At 72.4% G+C, this 19,109-nt stretch carries 13 protein-coding genes; 7 read left to right on the top strand and 6 right to left on the bottom strand.

Going from position 1 to position 19,109, the window contains the following annotated elements; all coding sequences use genetic code 11:
* Positions 1-35: 35 nt before the first annotated feature.
* The 4 genes from OG218_RS12520 to OG218_RS12535 are packed head-to-tail and all read left to right on the top strand — an operon-like array spanning position 36 to position 8,078.
* A complete protein-coding gene (locus OG218_RS12520; protein ID WP_328293554.1) occupies positions 36-1,580 on the top strand; it encodes a TIGR02677 family protein in 1,545 nt (514 codons plus the stop codon).
* The gene (locus tag OG218_RS12525; protein WP_328293555.1) at positions 1,577-2,776 is read left to right on the top strand and encodes a TIGR02678 family protein; all 1,200 of its coding nucleotides are present in this window, start codon (positions 1,577-1,579) and stop codon (positions 2,774-2,776) included. The genes OG218_RS12520 and OG218_RS12525 overlap by 4 nt, the downstream gene beginning before the upstream one ends.
* Positions 2,773-6,846, top strand: coding sequence for a TIGR02680 family protein (locus tag OG218_RS12530; RefSeq protein WP_328293556.1), 4,074 nt, complete (start codon positions 2,773-2,775; stop codon positions 6,844-6,846). The genes OG218_RS12525 and OG218_RS12530 overlap by 4 nt, the downstream gene beginning before the upstream one ends.
* Entirely contained in the window at positions 6,843-8,078 is a 1,236-nt protein-coding gene (locus tag OG218_RS12535) for a TIGR02679 family protein (protein WP_328293557.1), read from the top strand. Before OG218_RS12530 ends, OG218_RS12535 begins: the two co-directional genes overlap by 4 nt.
* A gap of 661 nt (positions 8,079-8,739) precedes the next feature.
* Here the strand turns inward: OG218_RS12535 and OG218_RS12540 are convergent.
* The 3 genes from OG218_RS12540 to OG218_RS12550 form a co-directional block, all read right to left on the bottom strand.
* Entirely contained in the window at positions 8,740-10,869 is a 2,130-nt protein-coding gene (locus OG218_RS12540) for a GmrSD restriction endonuclease domain-containing protein (RefSeq protein WP_328293558.1), read from the bottom strand.
* A 108-nt stretch (positions 10,870-10,977) separates the two neighbouring features.
* Complete coding sequence (locus OG218_RS12545) at positions 10,978-11,529, bottom strand: hypothetical protein (protein WP_328293559.1); 552 nt, start codon at positions 11,527-11,529, stop codon at positions 10,978-10,980.
* Positions 11,530-11,697: 168 nt separating this feature from the next.
* Entirely contained in the window at positions 11,698-13,596 is a 1,899-nt protein-coding gene (locus OG218_RS12550) for an NHL domain-containing thioredoxin family protein (protein ID WP_328293560.1), read from the bottom strand.
* A gap of 297 nt (positions 13,597-13,893) precedes the next feature.
* Here OG218_RS12550 and manD point away from each other — a divergent pair, with 297 nt between their 5' ends.
* Positions 13,894-15,102, top strand: coding sequence for a D-mannonate dehydratase ManD (gene manD / locus OG218_RS12555; protein WP_328293561.1), 1,209 nt, complete (start codon positions 13,894-13,896; stop codon positions 15,100-15,102).
* 117 nt (positions 15,103-15,219) lie between these two features.
* Complete coding sequence (locus tag OG218_RS12560) at positions 15,220-16,020, top strand: L,D-transpeptidase family protein (RefSeq protein WP_328293562.1); 801 nt, start codon at positions 15,220-15,222, stop codon at positions 16,018-16,020.
* A 1-nt stretch (position 16,021) separates the two neighbouring features.
* On the opposite strand, the gene OG218_RS12565 is transcribed toward OG218_RS12560, so the two are convergent.
* From OG218_RS12565 to OG218_RS12575, 3 genes are all read right to left on the bottom strand, one after another.
* On the bottom strand, positions 16,022-16,633 hold the full coding sequence (locus tag OG218_RS12565) for a hypothetical protein (RefSeq protein WP_328293563.1): 612 nt from the start codon (positions 16,631-16,633) through the stop codon (positions 16,022-16,024).
* 158 nt (positions 16,634-16,791) lie between these two features.
* Positions 16,792-17,454 (bottom strand): exonuclease domain-containing protein, encoded by a 663-nt coding sequence (locus tag OG218_RS12570; protein WP_328293564.1) that lies wholly within the window; start codon positions 17,452-17,454, stop codon positions 16,792-16,794.
* Between the two features lie 205 nt (positions 17,455-17,659).
* Positions 17,660-18,751, bottom strand: a complete 1,092-nt coding sequence (locus tag OG218_RS12575; RefSeq protein WP_328293565.1) for a magnesium and cobalt transport protein CorA — start codon at positions 18,749-18,751, stop codon at positions 17,660-17,662.
* A 260-nt stretch (positions 18,752-19,011) separates the two neighbouring features.
* Here OG218_RS12575 and kdpF point away from each other — a divergent pair, with 260 nt between their 5' ends.
* The gene (kdpF, locus tag OG218_RS12580) at positions 19,012-19,101 is read left to right on the top strand and encodes a K(+)-transporting ATPase subunit F (protein ID WP_328293566.1); all 90 of its coding nucleotides are present in this window, start codon (positions 19,012-19,014) and stop codon (positions 19,099-19,101) included.
* Positions 19,102-19,109 lie beyond the last annotated feature (8 nt).

Below are 19,109 nucleotides of genomic sequence, written 5' to 3' on the forward strand. Positions count from 1 at the left end.
ACGACCACCACCGGACCAGCGGAGGCGAGCTCGACGTGCAGTACCAGCCCTTCGCCCACCTGGGGACGGAGCTGACGGAGACCTACCGGGCGGTCCTCGACGTCTTCGCGGAGGCCCGCGCCCGCTACGTCCTGCACCTGCGCCCCGAGGACGTCCTCGCCGAGCTCACCGGCCGGGACCCACTCGACCTGAACCGGGTGAGCACCGCCCTGGGACGCCTGGTCGACTGGGGAAACCTGCGTGCCGATCCGGACACCGCGCGGGTCGAGACGGTCGAGGACTTCCACCGGGCCCGGTTCCTGTACCAGCTCACCCCCGAGGGTCTCGCCGCCGAACGCGCCCTCCAGACCTACGACGAGAACCTGGGCCGACGGGGAGCTCTGCAGGCCGTCGCCCTCGGCGACATCGTCGAGCACCTGCGCGCTCTGGTCGTCCTGGCCGAGTCCGGCGAGCCCGATCCAGCGCAGGCCTCGGTGTTGCTCGCGGTGCTCGTGACCCGGCTGGAGTCGTTGGCGGACAACGCGTCGGTCTTCATGGGGTCGTTGCAACGCTCGATCGACCTGCACGACGCCGACACCGACGCGTTCCTCGCCTACAAGGACCGCATCATCGACTACCTCGAACGGTTCCTCTCCGACCTCGTGACGATCGGCGCAGAGATCAGCGGGCTGGTCGCGCGGGCCGAGGACCTCGACGTGGACCGCCTGCTGGTGGCGGTCGCGGAACGTGAGGCCTCCGACGTGGCCCCGGGGACCGAGGACGACTCCGCACGCGCCGCGGAGCTGGCCCGGCTGACGCTGCTGTGGCGACAGCGGTGGTGCGGCCTGCACGACTGGTTCCGCGGAACGCGGTCGAGCCCGAGCCAGAAGGACCTCCTCCGGCGCAGAGCCCGTTCGGCGATCCCCCAACTGCTGCGGGCCGTCGCCGTCCTCAACGAACGCCGCACCGGCCGCTCGGACCGTTCGGCCGACTTCCGCCGGCTCGCGGTGTGGTTCGCCGAGGCGCCGGACGACGCCGCCCGGCACCGGTTGTGGCGCGCCGCCTTCGGGGTGAGCCCGGCACGCCACCTCAGCATCGACACCGACTCGCTGACCGCCCGCGACGAGCAGCCCGTGCCGTCGAGCACCCCGTGGGCGCAGGCTCCACCGTTGCAGATCAGTCCTCAGTTCCGTCGCACCGGACACCACGAACGCCGCGGTCGCATCGCACAGGTCGCCGACCGGTCCCTCGCCCGCCGGCACCTGGCCGAGCAGGCCGACGCCGAGGTGGCCCAACTCGCGGCTGCCCGCGCGGAACTCCTCCGCAGCGGAGCCACCCGGCTCTCGGAACTTCCCGAACTCTCCACCCCGGCCTTCGGGTTGTTCCTCGGCCTGCTCGGGCAGGCCGTCACCGCCCGGCACGCCGACCGGCGGTCCGCCCCGGTCCGGGCGACGTCCGCCGACGGTTCGCTGGACATCGTCCTGACCCCCGTCGCCGAGGCCGGGAGGACCACCGTGAGAACTCCGGACGGCGCCTTCACGATCGACGACTGCCTCCTGGTGATCGTCGACAACGACGAAGCACCGGACGGTGCGGCGTGAGCGAGCGACTCAGCCGACGGCTGGAACTCGACCGCAGCAGCGAACGCCGCAGGGCGGCCCGGACCCTGCTGGCGAACCCCCTGCTGTTGCCCCGGGGACCCCAGGCCGACGAGTTCGTCCTCGTGCGCCGGCACGCCGACCACCTGCGGAGGTGGTTCGACCGGGAGACCGGGTGGCGGCTGCGGGTGGAACCGGAACTCGCCCGGCTGGAGAAGGTCCCGGCCGATGCGACGGACGGGACACGGCCCGCGCTGGACCGCCAGGGCCGCCCGCTGACCCGACGCCGCTACGTCCTGCTCTGTCTCGCGCTGGCCGCCCTGGAACGCTCCGAGGCCCAGACGACCCTCGGCCAACTGGCGGAGGAGGTCCTGCTCATGGTCACCGACGAGGAGTTCAGCAGCGTCGGTCTGACGTTCAGCCTCGAGACGCGCGACGAACGTGGGGACCTGGTCGCCGTGGTCCGGGCCCTCCTCGCCCTGGGCGTGCTCAGCCGCATCAGCGGGGACGAGGACGCCTTCGTCGCGAGCGGTGGTGACGTCCTCTACGACGTGGACCGGCACGTGCTGGCCGCGCTGCTGGTGGCACCGCGGGGGCCGTCGTTGCTCGCCGAGGTGGCACCCGAGGACCGGTTGACCGAACTCCTCGCCACCACGCCACCCCTCACCGACGACGCCCGCAACCACGCACTGCGGCAACGTCTCACGCGCCGATTGCTGGACGACCCGGTCCTGCTGGCGGCTGAACTGGACGCCGACGAGCGGGCCTACCTCCTCAGCCAGCGGCGCGCCCTCGTGGACCGCGTCGAGGAGTTCACCGGACTGCGCGCGGAGATCCGGGCCGAGGGGGTCGCCATGGTGGATCCCGCAGACGACCTCACCGACCTCCGGATGCCGGAGGACGGGACCGACGGGCACGTGGCCCTGCTGGTCGCCGAGCGGCTGCTGGACGCCGACCCCGACGCCGTCCCCGTGCGGGTGCTGCACGCGATGGTCGCGTCGCAAGCGAGCCGGTACGCCGCCTACTGGCGCAAGGACGCCCGACTGGCGGGGGCGGAGGTGGGCCTCGTCACCATCGCGGTCGACCGTCTCGAGGCACTGCACCTCGCCCGACGCGAGACCGACGCCGTCCGCGCCCTCCCCCCGCTGCACCGCTACGCACTGACCCCGGCCGGACCCCTCGGAGGCTCGACACCGTGAACCTGCCCGTCCCGCACCTCGATCGCTGGCAACCGCTGCGGCTCGGTCTCGTCGACCTGTACCACTACGACACCGAGGAGTTCTGGTTCCACGACGGCCGTCTCCTGCTGCGCGGCAACAACGGAGCGGGCAAGTCGAAAGTGCTCGCGTTGACGCTCCCGTTCCTGCTGGACGGGGATACCTCGCCCTACCGCGTCGAGCCCGACGGTGACCGGAAGAAGCACATGGAGTGGAACCTGCTCCTCGGGGGAGCCCACGAGAACTCCGAACGGACCGGGTACGCGTGGCTGGAGTTCGGCCGGCTCGACGCCGAGACCGGCCCGGAGTTCTTCGGGATCGGCTGCGGGATGAAGGCCGTCCGCGGTCGCAGCGGCGTCACGACGTGGTTCTTCACGACCTCCCGGCGCATCGGCGCGGAGCTCTCGCTGATCAGCCCGTCCCGCACAGCCTTGGCCAAGGCCCGCCTCGCCGAGGCCATCGGAGCGACGGGCACCGTCCACGACACCGCCAAGGGCTACCGCAAGCAGCTCGACGAGAAGCTGTTCCGGCTCGGTGAGGACCGGTACGCCGCTCTGGTGGACCTGCTGATCCAGCTGCGCCGACCGCAACTGACGAAGGAACCGGACGAAGCGCTGACGTCGGCCGCGCTCACCGAAGCGCTGCCCCCGATCGACGGGGGCATTCTCGCCGACGTCGCGGAGGCGTTCCGCGCGCTGGAGGAGGACCGCCGGGACCTCGAGGCGGTGGTCGAGGCCCGCGACGCCGCCGGCCGGTTCCTCGAGCACTACCACCGCTACGCGTGCACGGCAGCCCGCCGCCGCGCCGAGGCCCCCCGGCTGGCCCAGTCCGCCTACGAGGAGGTCCGTCGACAGCTGGGCCTGGCGCACGCGCAACGGCAAGAGGCCGAAACTGCCGTCCGAAGGGCCGAGACCACGCTCGAGGAACTCGACCTGGAACTGCAGCGCCTGCAGGCCCGGGAGAAGGCCCTGCAGGACAGTGACGACGCGCGGGCCGCGACAGACCTCCAGCAGGTCGCGGCCGCCGCGACGCGGGCACGTGAGGCAGCCCGGACCTCAGCCGAGCTGCACGATCAGGCGCTGGCCCGGGAACGCACCGCCGAGCGGGAGCTGGAGGACGCACGCACCGAGCACGACCGGGCCGCCACCGAGACCAGCGCGGCCGCTCACGACGTGCTGACCGCCGCGACCGCCGCCGGCCTGCCGACCGACGACCTCGAGGCGACCGACCCTGCCACGGTGCGCACCCGCGCGGAGCGCGAGACCGCGCGGCGTGCCGGGCAGGTGCGTCACGTCTCCGCCCTGCTCGACGAGGTCGCCTCCCTCGAGCGTGAACACCGACGGCTGCAGACCCAACTCGACCGGGAGGAGGCCGCCGCCGCCAGACTGCAGGAGCGTCTCGCCCTCGCGCGGGCCGACGTCGCCACCCGCGCCGCCGAGCACGTCGCCGACCTGCGCGCGCACCTCGCGTCGACGTCGCAACTCCGCGTCGACGACCTGGAAGGTCTGCTCTCCCGGACCCAGGTCTGGACCGAGTCGATGACCGGTGCCTCGCCGGCCCGCACGGCCGTCACCACAGCGGTCGAACGGCGCAGTCGGACGCTGGGGGGCCGCGACGCGGACCTGAGGAGTGCGCAGAGGGCGCGGAGCGACGCCATCGACACCCTGGAGGCCGAACGCGGACGACTCCTCGCCGGAGAGGACAGCTCGCCCCCCGCGGCGCGGTTCCGCGGGTCCGGCCGCGACCGTGACGGAGCACCCCTGTGGCGCCTGGTCGACTTCCGGGAGGATCTGACGGCCCTCGAGCGAGCGGGTCTCGAGGGAGCCCTGGAGGCCTCCGGGTTGCTCGACGGCTGGGTGTCCCCCGCGGGCGACCTCACCAGCCCGGACGGAGAGGCGCTGCTGGTGCCCACCACCGGGCGACCGCGACGATCCCTGGCGGGTCTGCTGCGTCCAGCCGTGGACCGCGAGGAACCTCGGGCGGCGACGGTCTCCGACCCCACCCTCACGACCCTGCTCGAGTGCATCGGGACGGGCGAGGGCGAGGTGCGGGCCGACGTCGACGGCAGCTACCAGCTCGGGGTCCTGACGGGGCGGTGGTCGAAACCCGAGGCGGAGTTCCTGGGTCGGGGCGCCCGGGAAGCGGCGCGCCGCCGACGCCTGCGCGAGATCGACGAAGAGACCCGGCTCCTGCAGTCCGAGGTCGCCGCGCTCCAGGAGCAGATCACCGAGGTCGAGGAGCACCTGCGCGTCCTCGGCGTCGAACTCGCGGAGGTTCCCGACGAAGGCCCCCTGCGGAGTGCCCACTCGCTGGTCCTCACGCTGAGCACCGCGGTGACCGAAGCGGAGGAGCAGCTCGAACGCGATCGCGCGGACGTGACCGCGGCCCGGGAACGGGCCCTCTCCCGCCGCGCGGGCGGCGAGGACGACGCCGGACAACTCGGGCTGCCGTTCACCAGCGAGGGCCTCCAGGAGGTCACCGGGGCCCTGGCGGAGTTCCGGCTGGCCGTCGCCGGCTACGTCCCGGCCCGCGTCCGCCTGCAGCTCGCCACGACTCGGGTGAGCACGACGTCGGGCGCCGCGCAGCTGCGGCAGGAGGAGTCGAGAGCCGCGCAGCGGGAACTGGCGACCCGACGCGGCGAGGAGGCCGCCGCCGCCGAACGCTTCACCACACTCGAGGCCACGGTGGGTGCGGCCGTTCAGGAACTCCGCCGGCGCCTCGGGGAGGTGGAGACGGCCCGTAGGAAGGCCCGGGACAGTGAACGCACCACCCGTTCCCGCCTCACGACGACGACCGAGGCGCTCGGTCACGCGAAGGGGGAGATCGTGCGCCTCGACCTCGACCTCGCCCAGGAGACCGAACGACGCGCGACGGCCGCCGAGAGCCTGTACCGGTTCGCCTGCACGGGTGTCCTCGCTGTCGCCCTCCCCGAGCTGGAGATCCCGGACACCGCAGTGGTGTGGGCCCCGGACCCCACCGTCCGTCTGGCGCGCCAGGTCGAACAGGCCCTCGAGATCCCCTTCGACGACAACGCCTGGCGCCGGGTGCAGCAGACCGTGACGGAGGAGGTGAAACCCCTCGCCGACACGCTCTCCCGTCACGGGCACTCGGCGGAACTCAACCTGTCCGAGGACGTCGTCCGCGTCGAGGTCCGCTACGCCGGACGACCCAGGACCGTGCCGGCGCTGCGCGATGAACTCGTCGCCGACGCGGAGCAGCGTCGACAACTCCTCGACGCGCGGGAACGCGAGGTCCTGGAGAACCACCTCGTCGCCGAGGTCGCGAGCGCCCTGCAGGAACTCATCGGAGCCGCCGACCGCCAGGTCAACGACATGAACGCCGAACTGGAACGCCGCCCCACGAGCACCGGCATGCGGTTGCGGATGCAGTGGCGTGTCGTCGAGGACGGTCCCGCGGGTCTCACCCAGGCGCGGGAACGGCTGTTGCGGCAGAGCGCCGATGCCTGGTCGCTCTCCGACCAGTCCGCGGTCGGAGCCTTCCTCAAGGACCGCATCGACGCCGTGCGCGCCGACCGCGAAGGGGTCGGCACGTGGCTGGAACACCTCACGACCGCGTTGGACTACCGGTCGTGGCACCGGTTCGTCGTGCAGCGCTACCAAAACGGGCAGTGGCGGCCCGCGTCCGGCCCCGCGTCGGGCGGGGAGAAGGTGCTCGCCGCCAGCGTTCCCCTCTTCGCCGCGGCCTCGGCGCACTACCGCTCGGCAGGCAACCCGCACGCGCCCCGGATCATCACCCTCGACGAAGCCTTCGCCGGCGTGGACGACACCGCGCGGGCCGACTACCTCGGGTTGCTGGCCGAGTTCGACCTCGACGTCGTCATGACCAGCGAACGAGAGTGGGCGTGCTACCCGCAGGTGCCGGGGATCGCGATCAGCAACGTCTCCCGTCGGGAGGGCGTCGACGCCGTCCTCGTCACCTCCTACCGGTGGGACGGGCGTCGCAAGCAGCGGGTCGCACGCCCGGTCAGTCAGGAACTGCCGGTCGTCGCGCCCCGGACCGGCGTTCCGGACCAGGAGGGCCTGTTCCCGTGAGCGATGCCCGGCTGGAGCGGCTGCTGGGTGGACCCCACACCCGCTGGCTGGTCGACCGGGTGCGGCGCCGCCTCGCGGCGGGGAGCACGACGCAGGGCACCGTCACCCTCCCTCGAGCCTCGGCCGAGCAGCGGGCTGCGCTCGAGACCCTGCTGGGTCGCCCGGCAGGACGCGGTCGGTCTCTGAGCGTCCGCCTGGAGGACGTCGACGCGGTGCTGCGCACTGCCGGTCTCCCCGGCCTCGCCACGGCCGTCGAGACCTTGACGGGTCCGGTGCAGATCCGGGCGCACCTGCTCGCCGAGCGGGCGAGCGCGTGGGACGAACTCGTCGCCCCGCTCGACCAGGTGTGCGCGGTGGAGCGGTGGGCCGACTGGTGGGCCGCCACCCGCGATGCCAGCCCCCTCCGGCGAACGCTGGCCGCGCAGACGGACGCCGCAGGGTTCACCGCGTCCCTCGCCGCGGTCCTCGACGCACTCCCCGGTCGTGACGAGGCACTCGGAGCCTTCGCGCAGCGGACGTGCCACAACCCGCACGCGCTCGACGACGGCCCGCTGGCCGACCTCGTCCTCGCCGCCGGCGCCCGCTGGCACGACCTGGAGCGCCCCGTCTCGGCAGCGGGACGTCGGGCCCTGTGGGCTCGGCTCGGCGTGGTCCGCGACGAACTCTCCTCCACCGTCCTCAGCCTCGGCCTGCCCGGCGACGGGACACCCACGGGCCGGGCGCTCACCGCCTGGCGGGACACCGGGACCCCGGTGGTGCTGACCCTGCGCCACCTCGCCCGGTCCCCCCTCGAGTTCCCCGACCTCGCGGGGGTCACCGTCCACGTCTGCGAGAACCCCGTCGTCGTCGCGGCTGCCGCGGACGAGCTGGCGGCCGGGGCCCCTCCCCTGGTGTGCACGTCAGGGCGCCCCGGCGCAGCGGTCGTCGCACTGCTGCGCGCCGTCCTCGCCTGCGGTGGCCGACTGGCCCACCACGGCGACTTCGACTGGGGCGGGATGGCGATCGCCAGGACCGTGATGGAACTCGGCCCGGCGGAGCCGTGGCGGCTCGACGCCGACAGCTACCGTTCGGCCGTCCACCAGCACGTCGGGCGACCGCTCCGCGGACGGGCCGTCGCGACCCCGTGGGACCCGGAACTCCGTGAAGCGATGGAGGAGAACGGGTCCGGGGTCGACGAGGAGGCCGTTCTCCCCGAACTGCTCACCGATCTCCGCCGGGCCCACCGCCCGTGATCCGCAGGAACGCCCCCACTCGGCCCGCCCGTCGGGACTCGAGGGCAGGTGGTCCCAGCGCGCGGGACAGCGCCACGTCGAGCCGGCGGTCGGGGGCGCGAACACCTCGACGAGCACAGCCCGGAATCCTCCTGCGCGACGTGCAACAGGTCCTGAACGCGGAGCCGTTCCAGCCCGGCGGTCTCGCTCCCGGCACCGCCCGCACATCCGCACCTCGACGGAACCCGGCCGCTCGCGCTGGGTCTCGAGCAACCGCACCAGTCGCTCGGTGCGGATCAGGAACACGGGAACGAGTTCGCCGACGCGTCGCGAGACCCGCTGCCCGGATCCGTGGGCGAGGTGCACCTCCGGTTGCACCGGGATTCCCGTCCGCTCGAGCAGGTGCGCGTAGGCGGCGAGTTGGAGCAGCGCCGTCACCCGTTCGGCATCGCTTCCCGGGAGGCGGGATCCAACGCCATCAGCGCCGCAGCGCTGTCGTAGGCGTCCGGGACGGTCCAGCGTTCGCACGCCGGCCCACCAGCCGAACCGGTCCACGTACCCGGCGAGGAGGCACTGTTCGTGCGCGTCACCGACCGCGGCGACCACGAGGTCGAAGGCCGGGTGCACGAGCGAGCCGTCGTCGAGCACGAACCCCGGACGGCGCTCCGGGCGAGGCTTCAGTTCACTCCGCCGCGTCGTCGACGCCGTCCCCCGCCGCGAGCTGCTCCCGGAGTTTCCGCAGCGTGGTCACCCCCGCGCGATCGGTGGACCAGAACCACCAACCGTTCAGGGCGTGCCCGGCCACGGCCTTGGCCGCACCCGACAGGGTCTCGAACGCGACACCGTCGACGACGATCCACCCCTCGGCCCGGACCCGGGCTTCGTGCTCACGCTCCGCACGGCGAGCGTAGATCGGCTGGTCCGGCTGCAGCAGACCGGCCTGCAACAGGTCGCGGACCGAGATGTGCGCCAGGTCGGTGCTGCCGAGGTCGGGACGGACGGCGTGGCCGGCGGGTGCGGGCCAGACCTGGAGCAGTCGTCCGGTCAGTTCGTCGGTCCGCACGTCGATCACCGTCTCGTCCCAGCCGTCCTCGCCGGCCTCGCGAACACGCCGGTTCAGCATGAGGACGTCGTGGGCGTTGAGAGCCTCGCGCTTCCCGCCGGTCCCGAGCCACGGACCGTTGGAGACCTTGCTGTTCAGGCTGCCCGTGACCAGGGTCAGGTTCCCGAGGACGTGGACGTGCTCGGTCCGGCGCTGCTTCGCGACGGGGTTGTCCCCGATGCTCCAGTTCGTCTCCCACGTCTGCGGCAGGACGTGCTCGATCGCCAGCTTGTTCCGGCCCACGCGGGAATCGGCGAAACGCTTGGCCCCGGGGATGCCATAGCCGCGCGCGTGGTCCTCGACCGCCTCGAGCACCATGCGCAGCCGGCCGCGTCGCAGACGCCGGTAGACCGGCGAGGTCCGCAGCTGATCACGGACCTCGGCGTCCGGTGGCCAGTACGTCCCGGACGACGTCTGCTGCGCCAGGACGCGTGTCGTCACGGAGCCGGCCTCCGACCGCGGGGAGTTCCTCAGCACCTGCAAGAGCTCCGCCACCAACCGCGCGTACCCGGCGGTGCTGAGCCGCAGCAGCGATCTGCGCACGGCCCAGCTCTCCACCGACCCCAGGAGTTCGTCGAGCTGGTCCCCGGGGATCGGCTCCTGGTCCGGATCCAGCGCCCACAGCAGGACCGCGCGGACGCTTTCCTGGTTCAACGCGCCCGTGCGGTAGACGAACAACCCCAGCCGGTCGAGGTCTCCGTCGTACCGCTGGCCGCTCACGATGAACTCGCGGTACACGACGGCCGAGGCGTGGAGCCGCGGGAGGAGGTCCGTCATCGCCTCGCTGGCCTCGACCTGGGCGTAGTGCTTGAAGCGGGTGAAGACCTGTCGCGGCGGCACCTCTTCGGCCACCCGCGCGGTCAGCCACTGGGTGAGGAACACGGACGATCGGGGTTGCGGTGTCGTCCCGACGGTGACCTCCTTCTCCCAGAACGGGGTCTCGAACTGCCGCCAGAACTTCTCGTACATCGTCTGCGCCTGGCTCGGGGTGGCGTCGAGCCGCTGGAACACGAAGTTCTTCACCAGGTCGGCTGCCGACAGCGGAGTGCCGCGGGCGTTGAGGGTCTCGAAGATCTCCTGGGCGTCTTCGTCGACGCCGAGCTGGATGACGACGAGCTGCAGCTTGGTCCGCAGGACGTGGGTCAGCGCCGTCGCCCGCCGAACGGCGTCCTCGTCCCCGATCCACTCCTCGGCGACGTCGCGGAACCAGGTGTGTGCCGCCGCCACCTGCTGCTGCCCCACCGCCGGGCCCGTGTGTCCGGTGCCCGTCATGGCGGCGACGAACGCGTCGCGGTCGCGGTTCGTGGGCCACACCTTGAACCGGTCGTGCTCGACCCCACGGAAGGGCGCGTCGTTCTCGACGAGCGTGCGCAACTGGTCGGCGGCCTGGTGCGCGCCGGCCTCGAGGGCGACGGAACGGACGGCGTCGAGCAGCAGCTGCAACGTCGTGAGCCGTTGTTGCCCGTCGATCACCGTGAGGTTCGGGATGCCACCGACGACGTACGGGCGGCTCTGCAGGACGACCGCCCCCAGGAAGTGCGGCACGGTGTCCGGACCGTTCAGAGCGAGTTCGGCCAGCCGCCGGACGTCGGCCCAGAGGGGTGCCCACTGTCCTTCGCGGGTCCAGACGTACGGCCGCTGGAACAGCGGTACGTCGAGGCGCTGGGGCGCGTAGAACACCTCGTGGGGTGTCCGGACGATCGTCTCCACGTGATCATCCTGCCGCGCGACCGAGCAGCCGCCACCGTGTCGGGTGTCGCCGGCCCACGACGGCCGGGAAGCGCAGCTCGACCGACGTGAGCCGACCGCGGAGCGGCCTCAGCCGTGTCCCACCTCGAGGGCCTCCTGGAACGCCGCCGCGACGCGCAGGACGTCGAGCACGGTCTCCGCGGTGACCTCCCCCGGCGAGGCGTCGAACCAGGTGTCCTCCGTCGTGCCCCGGTTCAGCTCCCGACACCGCTGAGCCTCCGCAGGGGTGAGCTCCACGGCGGACCTGTCGAAGTCGAGCACCCCGCGCAGCGCGTCGGCGCCGGGGCCGGTGTGCCGGGCGAGGACGTCCGCTGCGGCGTCCAACCAGCCGTGCTCTTCCGGGACGGACGACTCGAGCTCATCAAGCACCACCTCGTGGAGCAGCATGAACGCCTCCCACACCGCCGGCACCGTCTGCTCGTGTTCGTCGTAGGGCAACGCCAGCGCCCGCTCCACGAGACGGCGGGCCCGCGCTTCGTCGGTGTTCAGGCAGTCGAACGCCTTGCGCAGCAGGTTGCCGGCGGCCGACGACAACCGGGTGCTCTCTGCGGCTCCGGCAGCACTGCCACCGACGGCGAGGCCGAAGGCGCTGGAGAAGGGGTCCACGGTGGCGTCCGACACGGACGTCAGGGTAGCCAATCGCACTGGGCCTCAGGACACGCACCGACGCCGTGCCGCGATCCAGGTCAGCGGTGCACGGTCGGGTTCCGGGGTTCGCAGGCCGCCTGTCGGAGCACGTGCGGGTTGTGCACGGGAGTCGCCCGCGGAACTCCTGCGCAACCTGTCCGACTACGCCCCCCGCAGGTCCAACGGCAGTTCCGCCGCCGCTCCGTCGACCAACCGCACCGGGATCCCCCAGTCCTGCTGGTACAGGTGGCACGCCGCGAACTCCGGCACCTCCCCGGTCTCCGGGTCCCCGTCGCACGCGGCCGCCTGGACGCTCACGTGCAGCACCCCGTTCTCGACCCCGGGAGCGAACTCCAGCGTCCGCGACAACCCCTCGAAGGAACCCGCTCCGGAGACCAGGAGCTCCGGCGGGGTCGAGGCGACGGTGAGGCGGGTCGGGTCGCCCCAGCGGTCGTCGAGCTTCTGCCCGGTCGGCGGGGTGAAGGAGACCGAGAGGGAGACCACGCCGGGTGCGAGGTCGGTCGGGGGCCGCTGCACGCGGTGGGCGGACCCGTCGACCCGCACGCTCGCGGGAGCGAGTTCCCGGGTCAGGCGGTGCGCGGAACTCTCCACCACCACCAACGTGTCGCCGTCGACGAGGACGTCGGAGGGTTCCACGAGGTCCCGCACGAGCGTCGAGACCTCGCCCGTCGCCGGGTCGAACCGGCGCAGCGCGCCGTTGTAGGTGTCGGCGACGAGGATCGATCCGTCGTCGGCGACCGCGACGCCCAACGGGTGCTGCAGCAACGCCTCCGCGGCGGGACCGTCGCGGAACCCGAAGTCGAACAACCCCTGCCCGACGTGGGTCTCCACGACGTAGCCCGAACCCGCGACGGCGGCGACGTTCGCCATCCGGTCGTCGGAGACCACGGGAACGGAACGGTCCACCGAACCACTGCGCCGCAGCGACCGGAGCGCGGACGTCTCGGCGTCCACCAGCCACACCGTCGAGCCGTCGGGCGACACCGCGAGGCCGGAGGTCTGCGCGAACCAGGCCTCCTCGGCCGGGCCGTCCTTGATGCCTTCCGCGGTGGTCCCGGCGAGGACCCGCACGACCGACGTGAGCGGGTCGAACGCCCACAACTGGTGCACCCCGGCCATCGCGATCACGACCTGACCGTCGAACCACGCGACGTCCCACGGCGTCGAGAGGGCCTGTTCCAGCGCGGGCCCGCCACCCTCGCGGCGTCGGAGCTGGGAACCGGTCCCCGCCACGGTGACCACGGAACCCGTCGAGAGCGACAGACCGCGCAACGCGTGGTTCACGCTGTCCGCGACGACCACGTCGTACCCCACCTGCTCCGCGACCTCGGGCGGCAGCACGACCGCCCCCTGGGGTTCCGCGAACGTGTCGGGGGTGAACCCGCGAGCGCCGGTCCCGAACCGGCGACGTTCGGTCTCCAGGTCCGCGTCGAGCTCGACGAGCTGGTGGTGACCGGTGTCGACGACGAGGGCCCCGCCGTCGGGCAGCCGCACGACCCGCGACGGGAACCGCAACGCGGACCCCGCGGGCGCCGGTGGCACGTACGGGCTGTCGCCCCGGCGCAACGTCCCGGCGGCCTCGTGCTCGGCGACGAGCTCGGAGACCAGGACGTCCAACCCGTGGGCGTGCCCCTCCCCGGACATCGACGCGACGACGTAGCCGGTGGGGTCGACGACGACGAGCGTCGGCCAGGCACGGGCCGCGTAGGCCTGCCAGGTCGTGAGCTGGGGGTCGTCGAGCACCGGGTGGTGGACGGCGTAGCGGTCGACGGCCGCGTCCAGCGTCGCGGGCTCGGCCTCGTGGGCGAACTTCGGCGAGTGCACCCCGACGGTCACGAGGACGTCGGCGAACTTCTCCTCCAGCGGCCGCAGCTCGTCGAGGACGTGCAGGCAGTTCACGCAGCAGCTCGTCCAGAAGTCCAGCAGGACGATCTTGCCGCGCAGGTCGGCCAGCGACAGGTCGCCCTCGGTGTTGAGCCAACGGCGGCCCACCAGCTGCGGGGCACGGACACGGGGACGACGGACGGGCGTGCTGGTCACGGGTCCATCGTGCCCCACACGGTCCTGCGGACCACGAGGCGATCACCGGTGAGTGCACCCCCTGCGCCACCCGGGCGAACGGAGACGCCCATCCGAGTGACTCGGCTCCGCGCCGCCGCCCGTCGCGCCGAAGCAGGGGTGTGACCACTTCCCAGAACGCCCTCGCCGCCGACGGACACCTCCGGACCACCGTCGAGACCGCGTGAGCTAAGTCTTCCTCGGGCACAGCCCGCCGCCTAGCCTGGCCGGCGTGCCCCACCTCCCCACGAACCGCCGATCCGGGACGGGAGCCTCCTCGTGAGGATCGTCGCCGCCGACGTCGTCGTCACCAGCCCGGGCCGGAACTTCGTCACCCTGAAGCTCACCACCGACGAGGGTCTCACCGGGCTCGGTGACGCCACCCTCAACGGCCGCGAACAGGCGGTCGTCGCCTACCTGCGCGAGCACGTCGTCCCATTGCTGCTGGGCACCGACCCGCACCGCATCGAGGACACCTGGCAGTCGTTGTACCGGGGCGCGTACTGGCGGCGCGGGCCGGTGACGATGGCGGCCATCGCCGCGGTCGACGTCGCGCTGTGGGACGTCAAGGCCAAGGTCGCGGGTCTGCCGCTGTACCAACTGCTCGGTGGCGCCTCCCGGGAACGGGTCCGCACCTACGGCCACGCCAACGGTCGCGACGTCCCGGAACTCCTCGACTCCGTCCGCGCGCGCCGGGCCGAGGGGTACCAGGCGGTGCGGGTGCAGACCGGGGTGCCCGGGCTGCGGACGGTCTACGGCGTGCACACCGGCGAGGCCATCGCTCGCCCGACGCACCGTGCGCTCCCGGTCGTCGAGGACTGGGACACCCCGGCGTACCTGCGGCACCTGCCGAGCGTCCTCGAGGCGGTGCGGAACGAGTTCGGTCCGGAACTCCCGCTGCTGCACGACGCCCACCACCGCCTCACCCCGGTGCAGGCCGCCAAGCTCGGCAAGGACGTCGAGCGCTACGACCTGTTCTGGCTCGAGGACTGCACCCCCGCGGAGAACCAGGAGGGTTTCCGCACCGTCCGCCGGCACACGACGACCCCGCTGGCCGTCGGGGAGGTGTTCAACTCCGTCCACGACTACCAGACCCTCATCACCGAGCAGCTCATCGACTACGCCCGGTCCGCGGTGACGCACTTCGGCGGGATCTCACCGCTGAAGAAGCTCTTCGACTTCGCCGCGGTGTACCAGGTCAAGAGCGCCGTCCACGGCCCCGAGGACATCTCCCCCGTCGGGACGGCGGCCGCGATCCACCTCGACCTCGCGATCCACAACTTCGGGATCCAGGAGTACTCCGGGCACACCGACCTCACGAACGAGGTGTTCCGGCACGCCTACACGTTCACCGACGGACACCTGCACCCCGGTGACGCGCCGGGGATCGGGGTCGAGCTCGACGAGGAACTGGCCGCCGCGCACCCCTACGAGGCCGCCTACCTGCCCGTGAACCGGCTCGCGGACGGGACCGTGCACGACTGGTGAGACCACCGGCGGAACTCGTGGCCCGGCACGTGCAACACGGAGCCCTCCTCGCGCGTCTCCTCGTCGGAACCCGGACCACCGGGTCCCGAGGCAGACCTTCGAGAACTGGACACCGAGATGACCACCCACCGTCCGCAGCACGAGACGTCGACCGACCGGACCGCGCAGGGCACCCGCCTGCGGCGCACCGTTCGCCTCGCCCTCGCCACCGCGGCGCTCGCCGCGTGCGGACTGGCCGTCCTCACCCACGCCGAGGCGGCACCGACCACCCCGAAGACCACGACCGTTGCGGTGCAGACCGTCGCGTTCACCCAGACGTCGCTGAAGGCCGGCGCACGCGGGCCCGAGGTCCTCGCGCTGCAGCAGCGGCTGGCCGGCCTGAACTACTGGCTGGGCACCCCGGACGGCAGTTTCGGGGAGAACACGAAGCAGGCCGTGATGGCCCTGCAGGGGGCGGCCGGCCTCACCCGCGACGGTGTCGTCGGACCCGCCACCCGGGCCGCCCTGGCACGCGGCGCGCAGCCCGCGGTCGGGGTCCGCACCGGTCACGTCGTCGAGGTCGACCGTGGGGCGGGAACCCTCACCGTCGCCGACGACGGCCGCATCGCCGCGATCTTCCACACCTCGACCGGTACCTACCAGACGTACCGCTCACCGAGTGGTCACACGGACCTCGCGGACACCCCCGCGGGGAGCTTCCACGTCTACCGCAGCGTCGACGGGATCCGGAACGCGGAACTCGGACGGCTCTACCGGCCGCGCTACTTCGACCCCAGCCAGGGGATCGCGGTGCACGGGGCGGCCAGCGTCCCGGGTTACCCGGCCTCGCACGGTTGCGCGCGCGTCACGAACGCGGCGATGGACGTGATCTGGTCGCGCGACCTCATGCCGCAGGGGTCGCTCGTCGTCGTGCGCTGACTCAGACGCCGACGGTCACCGCAGCGGGGGTGAGCCCGGCGCGGTCCTCGTCGGTCCAGTCCTCGCTCAGCCCGAGGGCCTCGCGGTGCTGGACCCAGGACAGGACCTCGGTGCGCGGGGTGTTCCCGTCCAGGCACCAGTGGCTGATCGTGCGCCCACGCCACGGGGTCCCGGTGCTCTTGCCGACGAAACCGGCGACCTTGCCGCGGGCGCGCAGGGCGCTCAGCGCCATCGCGATCCGACCGGACGCGGTGTTGGAGGTCGGACCGAACATCGTGTGACCGGCTTCGGCGACGTGCTTGGCGAAGACCTCGGGGGCGCGCTCACGCAGGCGGGCCTCGACCACGCCGAACTCCAGCCAGGGGCCGCCGACCTCGAAGACCTGCGACAAGGGTTCGAGGAGGTCGGCGGTCACGCCGCCGTTCTCCACCCGGGCGGCCGTGCGCCGCACGATCCGGGTGGACTCGATCGCGGGGTAGACGGTGAAGACCCAGGGACCGGTACCGCCGTGGTCGTCGAGGCAGGTGTGGATCACACCGCCGTCAGGGGCGCTCATGGGCAGCTGCATCTGCGCGTCGTCCTGGCAGTTGGTGCAGAACATGAAGTCGGCCACGGATGGGCTCCTCGCCTCATCGAGCGCTGCACGAGGTGCAGAAGAGCCGACGAACTCGCCCCCGGCGCGCCGACCGGACCGCCGGACAGCGGCTTCGTTGGAGGGGCGTCCGCCCCCACCATCGCACGGAAGCCGCCCCCCGACGAGCACGGCTCACCTCACGGCAGGCGCAGCCAACCCCGCAGCCGAGCACGGATCCGACCGGACCGGGACAGCGGAGCGACCCCCCGCGGCGTGACCACCGGCAGCCGCACGCGCTGCTCCGCGGCCGTGACGAGCGCCTCCCGCAGCACCTCGACCAGGACCCGGGTGTCGTCCTCGGCGTCGTGGGCGCGCAACTGCTGCACACCCCAGTGCCGGGCGAGCGTCGCGAGCTTCAGGTTCTCCACCGGGAGGTCGAGCCGCTGCGCCAGCTTCCACGTGCACAGCCGTTCCCGGACCGGGAGGTCCACACCGGCGGACCGCATCTCGGCGGTCACGAACTTCCAGTCGAACCGGGCGTTGTGGGCCACGAAGACCCGCCCGGCCAGGAGTTGGGCGACCTGCGGCGCGATCTCGCCGAAGGTGGGGGCGCCGACGAGCCGTTCGGCGGTGATGCCGTGCACGTGGGTGGGTCCGGGATCGCGCTGCGGGTCGACCAGCGTCGACCAGCTCCGTTCGACGACCCCGTGGTGGTCCAGCAGCGTCACGGCGATCTGGACGACCCTGTCCCCCGCGTCCGGGCGCAGACCCGTCGTCTCGACGTCCAGCACGGCGTAGCGGTGCCGGTAGCGCCGGGTGACCGCGCGGGGGAAGCGCGCGGTGGGGTCGATGACGGTCATCGGGTCTCTCCTTGCCTGTCGAACAGGACAGACGATGACAGAGGGGTCCGACACGACCCCGGACGGGCGAGGCGTTGCGTTCGAACGGCTTCCGAACGTGGGGGCGGTCGGTCACGGGTACGACGAGCCGGTGCCCGACGGAGGCCCCGCCGGGAGCGCGGCGCTCAGCAGCGGGTCCTGACCGACGCGATCTCGGCGCCGACGCTCACAACCACTTCTTCGCCTTGAGGACGGCGTACAACGCCGTGCAGATGCTGACGATGACCGCGAGCACGACGAAGTAGCCGTAGCGGGTCGACAGTTCGGGCATGTTGTCGAAGTTCATCCCGTAGATGCCGGCGATCGCGGTGGGGACGAGAGCGATCGCCGCCCACGCCGAGATCCGGCGCATGTCCTCGTTCTGCTGTGCGGCGACGCGGCTCTGACGGACGCTGACCTGGGCCAGGTGCGCCTGGAGGACGTCGGTGAGGAGACGGTCGTACCCGTCGATGGCGTCCGCGGCCCGCAGGAGGTGGTCCAGGACGTCCCGGTAGGTGGCAGAACGCTGACGCTGCTCCTCGTGGCCGGGAACCTCGCCGGGGACGAACGCCTCTCCTTCGACGAGCCGCTGGAGGGGTGCGCACAGGGGGACGACGGCGCGCTTGAACTCCAGCACCTCCCGCTTGAGCTTGTAGATGCGTTCGGCGTGCTCGTCGTCGGCGCCGCCGAAGACCCGTTCCTCGATGTCCTCGACGTCCACGGCGATGCCGTCGACCGCGTCGAGGTACCCGTCCACGACGCGGTCCACCAGGCGGTAGAGGACCGAGGCCGGACCCACCGGCTCCGAGGCCAGGAGGTCGACGTCGGCACGGACGTCGGCGACGACGGTGGAGTCACCGTGGCGAACGGTGACGACGAAGTTCCGGCCGAGGAAGAGGGCGATCTCGCTGACGTCGACCACCTCGTCGTGGTCGACGTAGCGGACGGGTTTCAGCACCGCGAAGCTCTGGCCGCCGTAGCGCTCGAACTTGGGCCGCTGGTGCGCGTTCACGGCGTCCTCCACCGCCAGCGCCGGCAGGTCGAAGATCGACGTGAGCCGGTGGACGTCGGCCGCCGAGGCGGCGTTCAACCCGATCCAGACGAAGCCGCCGGAGGACTGCGCCTGCTGCAGGGCCTGCGTCACGTCGTGCACGACCTGCGGCGCCGTCCCGGGGCGGTACAGCTTGCAGGCCACGACCGGCAGCGCCGCCAGCGACGCACCGGCCTCCGGGGCGTGCCGGGTGGCGTCGTCGGTCGGGTGTCGGTGCGCTCTGGCCACGGGCCCAGTGTCGGTCCCCCCGCCGGCCCGGTGGGCGAGCTCGCGCAGTGGGGGCCGTCAAGATGCCGTCAAGATCCGGGGACGGGCGTCAAGAGGGCGTCAGGATCGCCTGATCACGGTGTCGCGGGTGCTTCTCTGATCGAGCACACACGTGCCCCACACACCTTCTCTGGAGTCCCCGTGCTGGATGTCGGCTTCACCGCCCTCACGCTCGTCCTGGCCCTCGCCGCGACCCTCCTGGTCCGCGCGCTGGAGCGCCGATGAGCCTCGAGGGGGCCACCGGACTCGTCCTGTCGGTCCTCGTCGCCGGATACCTGCTCTACGCGCTGCTGCGCCCCGAGAAGTTCTGACGGGAACC

Source organism: Kineococcus sp. NBC_00420 (genome assembly GCF_036021035.1).
GTDB lineage: Bacteria > Actinomycetota > Actinomycetes > Actinomycetales > Kineococcaceae > Kineococcus.